Below are 14,977 nucleotides of genomic sequence, written 5' to 3'. Positions count from 1 at the left end.
CTTAATACCTCACCAAAAGCGACAAATGCACATTCTTTTTATTGTTATAAGTATCCAATGCCTGCTTTAACTCTCTTTGCTTGGCACTTTCAACCGTTGCTCCAAACAACACAATCCGCTCAATGACAAAATCCGTATCATTATCCAGCTTATCCAGCAGGGCTTTAATCGCCTCACTGTCAAAATCAGGGTAGATTAAATACAAAGTTGCCCCGCACCGATTGGCAAGATAATCGCCCAAATACACTGCTTCTACACTTTGGGTAAGCAAATTGCCGTCATAAATGCACCAAGTGGTCAGCAGGGTTTGGTATTGCTCGGTGCTGAAATGAGCATGGAGCGTTTCAGGTAATTCAAACTGTGGGCTAAATTCGTTATCAACAGCACGAAAATCAGGCACGGTTTCAAAGATTTTAAAGCCTAAATCGCCTTGGTAATCGGGATTTTCGGTTTGGATTTTTTGAGCAGAGCGAATAATGCGTTCTTTGGTAATTTCAAAAATGGTATGTTCTTTGTCAATACTATCTAAAAATCTAATAGCATTTTTGACAATCTCTTTTTGCTTGCCAGTAGCTGTTCTTAATGCGTTATCTAAATTTTCAGATAATTGAACACAAATAAATTTAAGATTTGTATTTTCATGAAGGTTAGACAGCATAACACCATGAGCAAGCGTTCCAGAACCAGCAAAAAAATCTAAAATAATATCGTTATTATCAAACTCTACTAAATTTATCAATTTTTCAATTAATAAACTTGGTTTTGGTGAACTAAAAACTTTGTTTGCTTTAAATAACTTTTTCAATTCCAGTGTTGCGTCAGTATTCAAAACATCATCAATAATTAGGTTTTTATAAGGAGCTGAACGTTCTATTTTATTTCCTTCATTATCTACTAATAAATAATTCTTATAATACACTGCCCAGCCACATTCTTTTTTCGTGGATTTTTTGACTTCTAAAAAGCCATTTTCAAAGCCCCATTTAACCTTTTCTTTGCTCCATTTCCAAATCCAACCTTCTTCTACTTTTTTACTTCTTCCATTTGGGAAAACCAAAGAACCATCTGGACATTTAATACCAAAATTCATACTATCACTGTACTGCAACCCTCCTCTATCCAAGTTATCAGTATAATAGCTACCACGCTGTTCAAAATACTCATCTTTCTGGTTGTATCTATTAAAATCATAAGAACTATTATTTTTCCCTGCTACAAATTTATCTGTTTTACGATACATTAAAATGTATTCGGTAATTGTGGCAATATCTCCTTCATCAGAAGCACCTGTTTTCTTTTGCCAAATAACATTTGCAACAAAATTCTCCTCCCCAAACACCTCATCACAAAGCAGTTTGAGTTGCGCCTGTTCATTATCGTCAATACTGATAAAAATCACGCCATCGTCTTTTAATAATTCACGGGCGATATACAGGCGTGGGTACATAAAGGTAAGCCACGCACTGTGGGAATTGGATTTTTTGGCGGTAAAGTCTAGCACCCGTTTGGCTTCGTCCACGCTCATATCGGCAAGTTCGGCAAGCTCATCGGGGGTAAATTTGCGGTCGTCTTGATAAACAAAGCCGTCTGAACCCGTGTTATAGGGCGGATCGATGTATATCATTTTGACTTGGTTTGAATAGGCGTGTTTTAAGTGTTTCAGCACTTCTAAATTATCGCCTTTGATCAGCAGGTTTTGGCTGTTTTGGTTTTGAGGCAGACTGTTATGGGCAGTATCTTCCGCCAAAAGCACGGTAGGCGGACAATCCCGCAAATAGCGGGCATAAGATTTGCCCAGCCAGTTTAGCGTATAGTATTCACGGCTGACGGGTACATTAGCACTTTGCAGCTGCTCTGCCATTTTTTCAGGCAAAAATGCACCGTCTTTGTCAAAGCAATCGGGGAAAAGCTGTTTGAGCGTTTCGACAGCAGTAGTCGGGGAGTCGAGAAGGAAATTTTTGGAGATAATCATTGACTTATCTCCAAAACGGGGCTTAAACTATTGCGTTGCGTTGCGTTGCGTTGCGTTGCGTTGCGTTGCGTTGCGTTGAACATTATGGAAACTCCTGTTAGATGATCAATATGTTATTTGATAAATTTTTCATTTTGTGAAATAGCAGATGATGTAATTTCAATGGCATTTTTCCCCATCTCATTACATTCCTTAAAATGCTTAAGTAATTGCGTTTCTCCCAGACTTATATTTTATCGGTTGTTGTATCTGATCAATAAAGATTTCACCATTTCCACTAGCCAACCAATTTAGATTAACTTCTGCTTTAACGATTGCTGTCATACCTTCTGCATTTGGTTCGCGTTCGCCACCGATATAGCCTTACATAGTTCGATAAGGTAATTCTGCAAATTCTTTGATTTTCCAGTTTTTATGCTTACAGACTAGTTGCAATCTTTCCGATATATGCATTTGTGCATTTTTATAGTTGTTAAATATTGGTAAATTACGCAAATTAGCGTATATTTGTGTTTGAGATTTCACATTCTACCTACATTTGAGCGTTTTTTCGATAAAAAAATTTTCAATATAAATTAAAGATGTAGTTATATCATGGCGCAACACTTCCTTTTAACGGGTAAAGCCCGCATGCTTTCGACTATCAAGATGACCCGACTATCTGATGCGGAAGCTTTCGAGATGCTTTGCCAGTTATGTTGGGGGAAGTGAGAAAAACGATATAAAGTAATCCAATGGAAGTGGAAACAAGAATGGCGGTACATCACCGCTATTTTTCTTCGATTGTTTTTGAGCTTCCTTCAATAACCTTTCAAATTACGCTTACCTGATAAATTTTGTGTCATAATAAAAAAGTCCTAACTTGGTTTAATAAGTCAGGACTTTTGTTTTTTAGTAAAATGACTTTGTGCAACTGCTACATACTACCGGTAAATTAACCTTTACGGGCAGGCAATTTTTCTTTGATACGTGCTGCTTTACCAGTCAGGCCGCGCAAGTAGTACAGTTTCGCACGGCGGACGTCACCACGGCGTTTAACTTCGATTTTTTCAACGTTTGGAGAGTATAGTTGGAAAGTACGCTCAACGCCTTCGCCGCTAGAGATTTTGCGCACGATGAAGTTGCTGTTCAAGCCACGGTTACGACGGGCGATTACTACACCTTCGTAAGCCTGCAGACGGCTACGGGTACCCTCTACCACGCGTACAGACACGACTACGGTGTCACCCGGTGCGAATTCGGGGATTTCTTTGTTCAAACGAGCAATTTCTTCTTGCTCTAATTGTTGAATCAGGTTCATTGTTTTTCCTAGATTATGATTGGATTTCCCGTTGCTCTGCCAAGATTTCTTGTAAGAGGCGGGTTTCCTTTGGGATTAAACTGCGCTTTTCCAGAAGATCCGGTCTGCGCACTAAAGTGCGTTGCAGCGATTGCTTCAACCGCCACTCGGCAATCAATGCATGGTTGCCCGAACGCAAAATATCCGGCACAGCCATACCTTGAAATTCTAAAGGTTTGGTGTAATGCGGGCAGTCTAACAGGCCGTCTGAAAACGAATCCTGCTCGGCAGATTGAATATCGCCCAATACACCGGGTACAAATCTTAATACCGCATCCATCAGCATCATTGCCGGTAATTCGCCACCGGAAACGACGAAGTCGCCCATACTGATTTCTTCGTCAACGTTCTGTTGCAACAAGCGCTCGTCAATGCCTTCATAGCGTCCGCATAATAAAATCAGGCTGTCTGATTGCGACAATTCAACCGCCTTCCGATGGTTGAACAATGCGCCTTGCGGGCTGAGATAAATGACTTTGCTGTGGCTTGGGCTGTTTTTTTTCGCCTCTTCAATCGCAGCTTGCAACGGAGGCGCCTGCATAATCATGCCCGGGCCGCCGCCGAAAGGCCGGTCATCGATGTAGCCGAGTTTGTTGTCGGCAAATTGGCGCGGATTAATGGCCTTAAATTGCCATAAATTCTGTTTTCTTGCCCGACCGGTCACGCCGTATTCTGTAATGCTGTCAAACATTTCCGGAAACAGGGTGATGCTTTGAACCAACATCAGTAATCCAAGCCCCAGTCAACGGTGATGGTCTGCTTGCCGGCATCTACGTTTCCAATGTATTTTGACACAAACGGAATCAATTTTTGACCGTATTCGCCATGAATTACCAATACATCGTTGGCGCCGGTTTCCATCAGGTTTTGGACAGTGCCCAAAGTCAAGCCTTCTTGGTTGACAACGGTCATGCCCACTAAATCCGCCCAATAGAATTCGTCTTCTTCTGTAGGGGCAAATTCGGAGCGGGGGATTTCGATGGTATAACCGCGCAGTAAAAATGCTTGGTCGCGGTCATCGATACCTTCGAATTTTACCTGCAATTCATCGCCGACGGCTTTGCCGGCTTCGATGGTGACGGTCACGATTTTGCCGTCTTTGTGTAACCGCCATTGAGGGTAGTCCAGCAGGCTGTCGGTGTATTCGGTGTTGGCAGCGATTTTGAGCCAGCCTTTTACGCCGAATACGCCTTTAATGTAGCCCATGGCCACCCATTGTTGCGTGTCTGTCATGGCAATATGCGGTTAATTAAGCAGCAGCTTTTTGCTCTTTAACCAATTTGGCAACGGCTTCGCTCAATTGCGCGCCTTGACCAATCCAGTGGTTCAGGCGGTCAGTAGCTAAACGTACGCGTTCTTGTTTTTCGTTGGCAACTGGGTTGTAGAAGCCAACGCGCTCGATGAAGCGGCCGTCGCGACGGTTGCGTGAATCAGCAACCACGATGTTGTAGAAAGGGCGGTGTTTAGAGCCACTGCGAGCCAAACGGATAACTACCATTTTTTGAGTCCTTTTGATAAATTCGGAGATATAGAAACTGTTTATTTTAGGTTAGTTTGTGGTGTTTAGGCAAGTATTTATTGTCTAAACTTCTCTTTGCTTTGCTCTTTAGTTACTGAAAGGTTGAGTTTGGCTTGATAAAGATTTTTGTCCTGCTCCGATTCTATCAGGCTAAAGCCTGATTTTTCGGCCAATTTCAGCATGGCGGTGTTTTCTTTTAGGATTTCCGCGTTCATGCTTTGGTAGCCTTGTTGTGTTGCTAATCGGATAATCAGTTGCATCATTTCGCGGGCCAAACCGCTGCCGCGCATGTCTTCGGAAAGGGTAATGCCGAATTCGCATTCGTCACGGTTCAGTCGGCTGAGACGGCTGACGGCGACGATCAGGCCGTCTGAATTTTCGGCAATCCATGCGCCTTCACTGTGATAATCGAGTTTGCTGAAACGGGCAAGCGTCGGCTGCGGCAGCTCGTTGGTGCGGGTCATGAATCGGGTGTAGCGGGATTGCGGTGACAGTCGGCGGATAAATTGCTGTTTGGATTCGGCATCTTCGGGCTCGAATGGGCGAATCGTTACGGTTTGCCCGTTTTTCAGGCGGATTTCGCCCAGATAATCGGTCGGGTAAGGGGCAAGCACGTTTTCTGCCGGTTTGTGTTTGCCGGTGTTGTTTTTTTGATGCCAAAATTCGGCAGCCGCTTCGCCGGTGGTACGGATAAATTCGCTGGCGCGGACATTGCTGTGGCGCAAAAATTCGGCGGCCGCCTGCATACGGTGGTTGAATCCATCGGTAGTTGGCCGGCTTGGTTTTTCAATGGTTTTTTCAGACGGCCTGTTGTTTTTATGCGATGCGGGCGCAGGTTGGACAGGCCATCTGAAATCGCTGCTGATTTGGTTGCTGCTGATGTTCAGGATGATTTCGCCGTTGAACAGCTCGGGATTTTGCACCAAGGCATTCATGCTGTGTACAAACTGTTCGATGGCATCTTGATAGCGGCTTAAGTTGGCAAAACGCAAAAGGCGTGCGGTATCGAGCGTGGTAAACGGCGGCAACACGGCGATGGTGCGGTTTAAGTCGGCCGCGCTGATGATGGCGCCGTATTGGTGATGCCGTCTGAATGTTAATTTCACCAATGGATAAGTGTTGTCATTTTGATAGGCAGGCAGGTGCAGTGCGGCGGCTAAGCGTTTGGCATGGTCTTTTGCGGCGGTAACGGCTTCGCTGTCGATATTTTTCAGACGGTCCGGTTTTGCCGGTGCGGTTTCGTGTTGCACTTGCTGCAAACGGGCGGCAATGTTGCGTAAATGCAGGGTCTGCAAGGCTTGTTCGGGATTGGAGAAATGCAGCAGGCCGTCTGAAACATGGCTACTGATGAGTAAGGGTTTATCGGTTTGTTTGGCCAGATGATTCAGCATTTTCACAATGGCGGTTTCATTATGCTCGGCACTCGGTGCAATCATGGCAAGCAAGGCTTGAGTGTGGTCTTGCTGCAATTGTTGCGCGGCCATGCTGCGGTAATGTGCAGCAGTAGGCATGCTGCCGATATAACCGTTTTGCAGATTGGTTTTTTCAGAGGGCAGGCTTAATCGGATGCCCATTTCGGCGGCAATCGGTTGTAGCCAGCCAATCGGTGTGTTGCCCAGTACGGTGAGTTGGTTGATCGGTTTGATGTCGGACAAACGGGCATGCAGCGCGGCAGCCAATTCGTTGTGATTTAGCGTGAGCAGGAAATTGCAATGGCGGCTTAAGCTTTCCAGAATAGCACGTTCGGTATCGTCTACGGCATGGGTGCAATGCAGGATAATCGGTGTGTGGCGGGCAAAGTGGCGGATGGCGCTGAACAGTTTGCGCTGGTTTTCGGCAGGGTTGTGATGCACCACGGCGACGCGTGTGTGGCGATTGTGGCCGAAGCGGTTAATCCAATCGGCAGCAGAAGTAGGGCTGAGGTTGTAATTCAGGCTGATGTGGCGTGAAATACCTTGCTGCATACGGCGCAGTATGACATCGATTTCACTGCTGACTGCTGCTTGACCGGTTAACAGTGCCACGTGGCCGGCCGGAAAATCGGGTAACAGACCGGTGTTCAGCCCTTGGGTGGGCAATTGGATGCCGGCAGGACTGCACACGCTTATATTTAATTCTTGACCGTGATGCTTTTGAATTGCTTGGCGGGCAGTTTGCCAATCTTCTTCGCTGAGGCTTTCCCAATCTTGAATCAAAATCAGGTGGTGAAGCTGTTTTTTACGGCAGGCTTTAGACAGTGCTTCGTAGCTGTCGGGCGGGGTGACGGCAATCACTAGGTCGGCTTGGCCGTTGATTTTATTTAAATTCGGGTAGGCAGGCAAACCGGCCACGGTTTTGTGGCGCAAATTCACCGGTGTGATTTTGCCTTGAAACGACGAACCAAGTAGCGCGGTTAGGATACGCTCGCCCAAAGTGTGCGGCCGTTCGCTCGCGCCAACCAAGATAATGTGTTGCGGCATGAAAAAATAGCCGGGCATGGGCTGTGTATTCATGGTGCTTCTTTCGTTCAGAATCGTTTGCTTTAATGAAAAAGGCCGTCTGAAAACAAAGGTATTTTCAGACGGCCTTGATGGGTTTATACCGACGCAGCGTTTTTGTCTTTTTCGCTGGAAGGTTTGCATTTCGGGAAAATGAAGCGCATGTTCAAGCCGTTGGGTTTGACATTTTCGGCGATGATTTTACCGTTGTGCTGCTCGACAATGTGTTTGGTCAAAGCCAAGCCCAGGCCGGTGCCCGGCTTGCTGGCGCTGGAGTCGGCGCGGTAAAACGCGGTGAAAATGTGCGGCAATTGCATTTCATCTACGCCGGGGCCGTTGTCGGTAATATTTACAATCCAGTTTTTACTGTCTTGGCCGATGTTGACTTTGATGTCGCTGCCTTCCGGACTGTAATTCATGGCATTGCGAATCACGTTGTCAAACGCACGGTATAAATAGCTTTCATTGGCTGAAACAGTGGCGGTTTCCGGAATTTTGCCTTGAATCTGCAAGGTGACGGACTGATGATTTTGTTGCGCCACGCTTTGGTTGTCTTCGACCAAGTTGCTCAAAAACGGAATCAGCTTCAGGTTTTCCTTTTCCAGCGGCATGTTGGACGTTTCCAAGCGCGACAGGGTCAACAGCTCGCCTACCAAGGTATCCATGCGTGTCAATTCGCCTTCCAAGCGTTTCAGGTATTGATCCTGCTTTTGCGGCTGGGCTTGAATCAGGCCGACAATGGCCTGCATACGTGCCAGCGGCGAGCGCATTTCGTGGGAAACGTGGTGCAGCAGGTGGCGCTCTTTTGCGACCAGCTTTTGCAGTTTTTCCGCCATTTTGTCGAATTGCTGCGCCAAGTGGGATAATTCATCGTCACGGTCGTCAACCTGCTGCGAAATACGGGTTTCCAAATCACCGTTGGCTACGCGGTTCATGCCCTTGCCCAAAATGCGGATGGGCTTGGTGATGTTGGCGGCCAAAATGTAGGCGGTGAGCAAGCCGACCAGGATAATGAAGGAAAGGATGATGAATTCGTGCCAAATCGGCGGCAGCGGCAAACCGGGGATAAACAACGGGCTGGGCAGTCGTTGCGCCTGTTGGTTGTCCCAACCGCGCACGAAGAAGAGATATTCTTCGCCGAAGCGGTCGTATTCGATGTGTGCCAAATCCGATTTCGGATTGTTGATGGCAAAGACGCGGGCGCGTTCGATCATTTTGTCGTCAATGTCGCGATAGAGAATATCGCGTTTATTATCGCCGAGAATGACAAAAACACCGTTCGAAACGGGGCTGTCTTTCCATTCGACCAAAACCTCGCGTGCACCGGCATCGCCGCGCGAGCGGAAAGCCGAGACAATACTGTTCATCAGCGTCGTTTCAATGGTACGGCGTTGATTAAACTGATTTTCGGCCAAGGTGTTTTGCATCAGCCAAAATGAAAAACTCGCCACAAAGATTGCGCAGATAATCACTGCGCAAAATGTGGCGAATATGCGTTGAAACAGTTTCATGGGGGCTCTTAGTTTTTAACAAACAAATAGCCCAAGCCGCGTACGGTTTGAATCAGTGATGCATCGCCCAATTTGTGGCGGATGCTTGAAATATGCACGTCGATGCTGCGGTCGAATTTTGCCAGTTTACGATCCAAGGCTTCTACAGACAGAGTCTCTTTGCTCACCACTTGGCCGGCATGGCGCATCAATACTTCCAGCAGGTTGAATTCTGTGCTGGTCAATTCCAAAGGAGTGTCTTTGATGGAGGCCTGGCGTTTGGCCGGATATAGAACCACATCGCTTACGGCAATGCTGTTTGGCGTATTGCTTTGCTCGGCATTGTTTTGTGCGCGACGCAGAATCGCATTGATGCGTGCCAATAATTCGCGTGGGGTGCAAGGTTTCGGCACATAGTCGTCTGCGCCCATTTCCAAGCCGATGATGCGGTCGATGTCATCACCTTTGGCGGTTAACATGATCACCGGTACGGTGCTTTGGGTGCGGACGTTTTTCAAAACATCCAAGCCGTTCATTTTCGGCATCATGGAATCCAATACGACCACGTCGTATTGACCCGATAAGATTTCCTGCACGCCGGCTTCTCCGTCGGGAACGCTGTGTACGTTCAGGCCTTCGGCGGTCAGGTATTCGGTTAACAGTTCGGTCAATAAAGCGTCGTCATCTACCAATAGTACGCGGCTCATGAGAATTCCTTTTCGGTGGTTGTATGCTCTGCCTTTGTTCGGTTATTAACTAAAGCAGTGAATCAAGAACAGTACTTATCTTAACACGCATTGCATTATTGTTGATAGCTTCTTTTTCTATGCTTTTGCGCTTTTTTGCAATGAATGTAAAGGCCTTTACATTTCAGACGGCCTATTGTTTCCAATAGGCCGTCTGAAAGGGAACGCCGATTATTTTAGCTTCCCGCAAGGTTTGGCAGTGCTGTGTTTCGGGTCTGCCCGGAAGGTTTGGCAGGCCGATAAAAGAGGCGGTAATAATGGTTCGAAGGCTTGGTGCGCACGGATTTTGCTCTCGTAAAACGACATCATATACGGAAAGTAATAATACATGGCCTGCATCCATTGTTCACCGGCTTGGGTTTCGCCTTTGCGGTAGCGGTACAGACCGACTTGATGCGCGTTGGCGTAAGGGCGGTAGGTCAGGGCATTCAGCGCGGCTTGTTCTGCCCAAGGCTGAATTACCGGATCGGTCGGGTCGGCGCGGCGGGTCAGGCTCAATTCGGCGTAGTAACGCAGCATGGGCTGTTGCTCGGCGATGCGTTTGAGCCCGTCGATTTTACGGCCGGCTTCAGTTGCGGTTTCGGTTTTCGGGCGGCGGCTGTAATCAACCAAATCGGTGTAAGCCCAACCCAGATTCAAGATGCCGCCGGTCAGTAAAATTGCTGCTGAGCCCCCCACATAATTTCGGCGTTTGGCTGCGACAGTGCTGTCTGAAATATCTTGATAATGTGCGGGTGACAGCGAGACCATCAGGCCGAACGGCACCAGAAAATAAATATACCAAAGCGGGTATTCCAACATGCTGTGGCACAGGGATACCGTCATTAAAGCCAAGAGCAACAATGAAGCGGCGTGATACGGGCGTACCAGCATACGCCAAACGGCTGCCAGTAAGCTCGATGCCACCAGCAAGACACCGATGATGCCGGTTTCGGCCAAGAGCTGCATGACTATATTGTGGGAATGGGTGAACAGAACGCCGAGGATGTTGTTGCTGAAATGCTTGAGATCGGCTTGTGCCAAAAAGCTTTGCAGGGCATAGCTGTTCCAGCCGTGTCCGAGCCATGGTGCAGATTGAAAAGCAACCCATGCTTTACGCCACTCGATTTGGCGCATAGAGCCTTCAAACCCGCTGTTGCTGGCACGTTCAACCGCTGTTTCGTAATTGGCATTGCTGAATAATTCGAGCAACGTGCCCATGGAAAATTGGAACAACACCACGCAGGCGAGTGCAAAAGCGATAATCCCGAGCAAGCGGTTGGTTTCGCGCCCGGCGACTGCGCGCCAAAACGGCAGCAGGATGCCGACACCGATAACATAAGCGAGAATAGTGCGCGAGTTGACCAAGCCGAGAATGCCGGTGAGCAATATCACGAACACCGCGCCCAACCGGTTCGGCATTTTGCGCATCGCCCACAAATAGGCCGCACACAACACGCCCCACATCAGATAATGGCCGAGATGGTTGCGCTGGCCGAGTTGGCCGCTGACGTTGCTGCTGCCGCCATAAGCCAGGATGCCTTTAAACATTTCCGCACCTGCCCAGCTTTTAAACTGCATAAAGGCAATGGTTGCCTGAATCAATGCGCCGAACAAAAGCGACCATGCAAACACGGTAACGATGCGTTCCTGTCCGTATTCCGCCACCCAGCCGCGTACCGCCCATGCGGCCAAGGACAGAATCACAAACGTCCACGCCACCATGTCGCTCATGCCGGGATAGCTTAAATCCAATATACGCGCTTGCAGCCACCAAAAAGCGGCCAACAGCAAAAAAGCCGCACCGGCGGTAGAAAGGCGCACATTGAGCAAGCCGTAGCATGCTGTCGCCAATACGAACACCACCGCGCCCAGTAACGAAGCGGCTTCCAGATAAAAGCTGGATAAAGGCCCGACCCGGTAAAGCGACACAAACGGTACAATGCCAATCCATAAAAAGGCCAGCCATACCGGCAGCAGACAGGTATGCCATTCGCTACGCAGGCCGTCTGAAAAACGCTGATACATCAGGCCACCGCCTTTCGTTGTGTGTCTTTAATAAAGAACAGGCAGGCGATAAAAAATACCACGCAGCATACTGTGGCCAAGGTTGCGCATACACGGCTGGCCGGTACTGCATCGAAAATCCGCATAAACGCTTCGGCAAAATAAATCAAAATCAGCATGCAACTGTATTGGTAAGTGTAAACCTTGCCTTTCAAAATGCCGGTCAGCGGCAAGCATAAGGGCAGGGCTTTTAAGGCCAGCCACGAGCCGCCCGGACGCAGCGGCGCAATCCACAATTCCCAAGCCACGCAGATGATAATCAGCGTAATCAAGCTGATGGAAGCGGCGTAATAAGACCAATGTTTGGCAGAATTTTTCATGTTTCAATCACTTTAAAGCAGCAGGTAATGTGTTATTCGACCTGCCATCAGACCGTAAAAAGCCGTCTGAAAGTTCCATGGTTTACTTTCAGACGGCCTATGAATCAATGCGAACAATGCCTCAAACTTGGGCAGGCGGTTGTGCTTCGTCGTCTGAGTTTTCGCGCCCAATCGGTTTGGTAAAACGGCTGAACCAAATGCCCGCTTCATACAGAATAATCAGCGGTACAGCGAGCAGAATTTGTGAAATCACATCCGGCGGCGTGATGATGGCGGCAAGTACAAACGCGCCGACAATCACATAAGGGCGTGCGAGTTTGAGCTGTGCCGTGTCGACAATACCCATGCGCGCCAACAAAACCACCACCACCGGTACTTCAAACGTGGTGCCGAAAGCGACAAACATACCCAAAATAAACGACAAATATTTGTCGATGTCGGTCGCCATGTTCACGCCGGCAGGGGTCACGCCGGCCAAGAATTGGAAAATCACCGGAAAGACCAAGTAATAGGCAAAGGCCATACCGGCAAAAAACAGAATGCAGCTCGACAACACCAAGGGCGTAATCAATCGTTTTTCATTTTGGTACAGCGCCGGCGCGACAAATGCCCAAACCTGATACAGCGTGTGCGGCAGCGACACTAAAAAAGCCGCCATCAAGGTGACTTTCACCGGCACGAAAAACGGCGCAATCACATCAGTGGCGATCATGCTGGTGTCTTTAGGCAAGCTGGTCATCAGCGGTTGCGCAACAAATGAATACAGGGTTTGCGAAAACGGCATCAGCGCCAAAAAGCAGACCAACAGACCGATGATGATCCACATCAGGCGGCGGCGCAGCTCGAGCAGGTGCTCGATTAAGGGCTGGGTCGTAGGTTCGGATGGTTGGATGGGCGTATCAGACACCGTTTACTCACTTTTTACGGACACGAAGTTTCGGTTTGGCTCGGAATTTTGGACGCATATCGCGTTTGCGCTGCATGGCCTGCTTGCGCAGGGTTGCAGTATGCATGCCGGTAGAATAGGCAGGCGTGGTTTCCACATAGCTGACTTCCGGCGCTTGGTATGACGTATTGGCCGAAGTCAGGTAATCGCGCCATAATTGATCGGCATCATGTGCTTCACCGTCTTGCGCAGCTTCCGCAATATCGGGTACAGACGGGGCAATCGGCTGACCGTTTTCGTCCAAAAGCCCAACCGGTCCGGTGCTCGGATTGACCTTATCGTCTTTGATTTCGGGCAGTAAAATGCCGTTTTCATCGACTTTGAAATCATCGGGTACACGTTGTTCGGGCAATCGTTCCCAAGGCTTGAGGCCGTCTGAAATGGTATTCAGACTGTTTTGCGCTTCGTTGCCGACTTCTTTCATTTCATTGCGCAACTGATCCGCTGCCGATTCAAATTCCTGCTTGGCCTTGCGCAATTCTTCCAGCTCAACTTGCACGCTGAGCTCTTGCTTGACGTTGCTGACCAAGCGTTGCAGTTTGCCGACCAGTTGGCCGGCGGTACGCGCAGCTTTAGGCAGACGTTCGGGACCCAGCACAATCAGCGCGATCACGCCGATTAGCAGGAGTTCGCTTAAACCGAAATCAAACATGGATTAGGCTTTGTCTTCTTCTTTTTTATGTTCGATGACTTCGTCTTTGGCGGCTTTCTCATCGCCTTCGTTCAAACCTTTTTTAAAGTCATGCACCGCACCGCCCAAATCTTTGCCGACGTTGCGCAGTTTTTTGGTGCCGAACACCAAAACCACGATGACCAATACGATAATCCAGTGCCAGATAGAAAAGCTGCCCATGGTAAATTCCTTTTAATTTTAAATGGTTAAATTCGGTAGTGTCGATAATCAGGCCGGCGTGCCCATGATGTGGATGTGCAGGTGGAACACTTCCTGCCCGCCGCCTTTGCCGGTGTTGATTAAGGTTTTGAAACCGTTGGCCAAGCCCGCTTCTTGTGCGATTTGCGGCACTTTCAGCATCATTTTGCCCAACAATGTTTCGTGCTCGGCTTGGGCGTGTGCCAGCGAGTCAAAATGCACTTTGGGAATCAGCAGCAGATGCACGGGTGCAGACGGGTTGATGTCTTTGAAGCACAACATATCGGCATCTTCATAGACGCTGACGGAAGGGATTTGTTTATCCACGATTTTACAGAAAATGCAGTCGCTCACGGTATCACTCCAATGCGGGCCGTCTGAACTTTCAGACGGCATGAAATCGAATAGGGCTGATTGTAATACAGTTTCAGTTGTCTGTGCGAGCGGCTTTTTCAACCAATCCCGACAAACCTTGACGGCGTGCAAGTTCGGCAATCACATCTTCGACGCGCAAACCGTGGTGCGCCAGCAAAACCATGCTGTGAAACCACAAATCGGCAGTTTCGTAAACCAAGTGTTCCGCTTCGCCGTCTTTCGAAGCCATCAACACTTCGCCCGCTTCTTCGATGACTTTTTTCAGAATTTTGTCTTCGCCTTTTTGCAAAAGGCAGGCGACATAAGATTCTTCGGGATTTTGGTCTTTTCTCGAGTCAATCACGTTTTGGATTTCGCTTAATACATTGTTGCTCATAAGGATTCCGTTTGCTGAGGAATGGGGGCCGTCTGTATTTTTTCAGACAGCCTGAAAGGCTTCAAGCGTTTGCGGGATGAGATTAAGAATGGCTGTAGCCGTAAATCTCGTTTTCGTCTTTCAACACGGCATCGACGGTTCGCCATTGGGTGCCGTCCCACTTTTGGTAGAAGCAGCTTTCGCGGCCGGTATGGCAGGCAATGCCGCCGTGTTGTTCGATCAGCATCACAATCGCATCGCCGTCGCAATCCAATCGCAGTTCGTGTACTTTTTGCGTATGACCGGATTCTTCGCCTTTCATCCATTGCTTTTGGCGGCTGCGGCTGTAATAGTGGGCAAAACCGGTTTCGGCGGTTTGGGCTACCGCCTCGGCGTTCATCCATGCCACCATCAATACGCGGCCGCTTTGCCAATCTTGCGCGATAGCGCACACCAGGCCTTTTTCATCGAATTTGACGGCGGAAAGTAGGGCGTCTGTGTTCATGTCGGAATGTCCTGAC

The 14,977-nt window shown here is 48.4% G+C and carries 16 protein-coding genes; all 16 read right to left on the bottom strand.

Annotated features, from left to right (window positions below):
- Position 1: 1 nt before the first annotated feature.
- The 16 genes from H4O27_RS10285 to hisI all read right to left on the bottom strand — a co-directional run bounded on the left by H4O27_RS10285 (position 2) and on the right by hisI (position 14,961).
- Complete coding sequence (locus H4O27_RS10285) at positions 2 to 1,972, bottom strand: DNA methyltransferase (protein ID WP_165006485.1); 1,971 nt, start codon at positions 1,970 to 1,972, stop codon at positions 2 to 4.
- Positions 1,973 to 2,906: 934 nt separating this feature from the next.
- A complete protein-coding gene (rplS, locus tag H4O27_RS10280) occupies positions 2,907 to 3,272 on the bottom strand; it encodes a 50S ribosomal protein L19 (protein WP_095503711.1) in 366 nt (121 codons plus the stop codon).
- Positions 3,273 to 3,285: 13 nt separating this feature from the next.
- Complete coding sequence (trmD, locus tag H4O27_RS10275) at positions 3,286 to 4,035, bottom strand: tRNA (guanosine(37)-N1)-methyltransferase TrmD (RefSeq protein ID WP_165006482.1); 750 nt, start codon at positions 4,033 to 4,035, stop codon at positions 3,286 to 3,288.
- Complete coding sequence (gene rimM / locus H4O27_RS10270) at positions 4,035 to 4,544, bottom strand: ribosome maturation factor RimM (RefSeq protein ID WP_165006479.1); 510 nt, start codon at positions 4,542 to 4,544, stop codon at positions 4,035 to 4,037. The genes trmD and rimM overlap by 1 nt, the downstream gene beginning before the upstream one ends.
- Before the next feature lie 16 nt (positions 4,545 to 4,560).
- Positions 4,561 to 4,809, bottom strand: a complete 249-nt coding sequence (gene rpsP, locus H4O27_RS10265) for a 30S ribosomal protein S16 (RefSeq protein ID WP_095503708.1) — start codon at positions 4,807 to 4,809, stop codon at positions 4,561 to 4,563.
- 77 nt (positions 4,810 to 4,886) lie between these two features.
- A complete protein-coding gene (locus H4O27_RS10260; protein ID WP_165006476.1) occupies positions 4,887 to 7,322 on the bottom strand; it encodes a bifunctional acetate--CoA ligase family protein/GNAT family N-acetyltransferase in 2,436 nt (811 codons plus the stop codon).
- A gap of 83 nt (positions 7,323 to 7,405) precedes the next feature.
- Positions 7,406 to 8,818, bottom strand: a complete 1,413-nt coding sequence (locus tag H4O27_RS10255; RefSeq protein WP_165006473.1) for a sensor histidine kinase — start codon at positions 8,816 to 8,818, stop codon at positions 7,406 to 7,408.
- An 8-nt stretch (positions 8,819 to 8,826) separates the two neighbouring features.
- Positions 8,827 to 9,504, bottom strand: a complete 678-nt coding sequence (gene misR, locus H4O27_RS10250) for a two-component system response regulator MisR (protein ID WP_096295849.1) — start codon at positions 9,502 to 9,504, stop codon at positions 8,827 to 8,829.
- Positions 9,505 to 9,714: 210 nt separating this feature from the next.
- Entirely contained in the window at positions 9,715 to 11,550 is a 1,836-nt protein-coding gene (locus tag H4O27_RS10245) for a PglL family O-oligosaccharyltransferase (RefSeq protein ID WP_165006469.1), read from the bottom strand.
- Positions 11,550 to 11,909, bottom strand: coding sequence for a DUF2069 domain-containing protein (locus tag H4O27_RS10240; RefSeq protein WP_165006466.1), 360 nt, complete (start codon positions 11,907 to 11,909; stop codon positions 11,550 to 11,552). Before H4O27_RS10240 ends, H4O27_RS10245 begins: the two co-directional genes overlap by 1 nt.
- A gap of 121 nt (positions 11,910 to 12,030) precedes the next feature.
- On the bottom strand, positions 12,031 to 12,816 hold the full coding sequence (tatC, locus tag H4O27_RS10235) for a twin-arginine translocase subunit TatC (RefSeq protein WP_165006463.1): 786 nt from the start codon (positions 12,814 to 12,816) through the stop codon (positions 12,031 to 12,033).
- Positions 12,817 to 12,823: 7 nt separating this feature from the next.
- Positions 12,824 to 13,507 carry a Sec-independent protein translocase protein TatB gene (gene tatB, locus H4O27_RS10230; protein ID WP_165006460.1) on the bottom strand — a complete coding sequence of 228 codons (684 nt, stop codon included), beginning with the start codon at positions 13,505 to 13,507 and terminating at the stop codon, positions 12,824 to 12,826.
- A gap of 3 nt (positions 13,508 to 13,510) precedes the next feature.
- Positions 13,511 to 13,708 carry a Sec-independent protein translocase subunit TatA gene (gene tatA, locus H4O27_RS10225; protein WP_165006457.1) on the bottom strand — a complete coding sequence of 66 codons (198 nt, stop codon included), beginning with the start codon at positions 13,706 to 13,708 and terminating at the stop codon, positions 13,511 to 13,513.
- Between the two features lie 48 nt (positions 13,709 to 13,756).
- The gene (locus tag H4O27_RS10220) at positions 13,757 to 14,080 is read right to left on the bottom strand and encodes a histidine triad nucleotide-binding protein (RefSeq protein WP_165006546.1); all 324 of its coding nucleotides are present in this window, start codon (positions 14,078 to 14,080) and stop codon (positions 13,757 to 13,759) included.
- Positions 14,081 to 14,153: 73 nt separating this feature from the next.
- Positions 14,154 to 14,477 (bottom strand): phosphoribosyl-ATP diphosphatase, encoded by a 324-nt coding sequence (locus H4O27_RS10215; RefSeq protein WP_165006454.1) that lies wholly within the window; start codon positions 14,475 to 14,477, stop codon positions 14,154 to 14,156.
- Between the two features lie 82 nt (positions 14,478 to 14,559).
- Positions 14,560 to 14,961 (bottom strand): phosphoribosyl-AMP cyclohydrolase, encoded by a 402-nt coding sequence (gene hisI, locus H4O27_RS10210; protein ID WP_165006447.1) that lies wholly within the window; start codon positions 14,959 to 14,961, stop codon positions 14,560 to 14,562.
- Between the last annotated feature and the right edge of the window lie 16 nt (positions 14,962 to 14,977).

This window comes from Neisseria yangbaofengii, from assembly GCF_014898075.1.
Taxonomy (GTDB): Bacteria; Pseudomonadota; Gammaproteobacteria; order Burkholderiales; family Neisseriaceae; genus Neisseria; species Neisseria yangbaofengii.
This window is presented reverse-complemented; position numbering and strand designations above follow the sequence as displayed.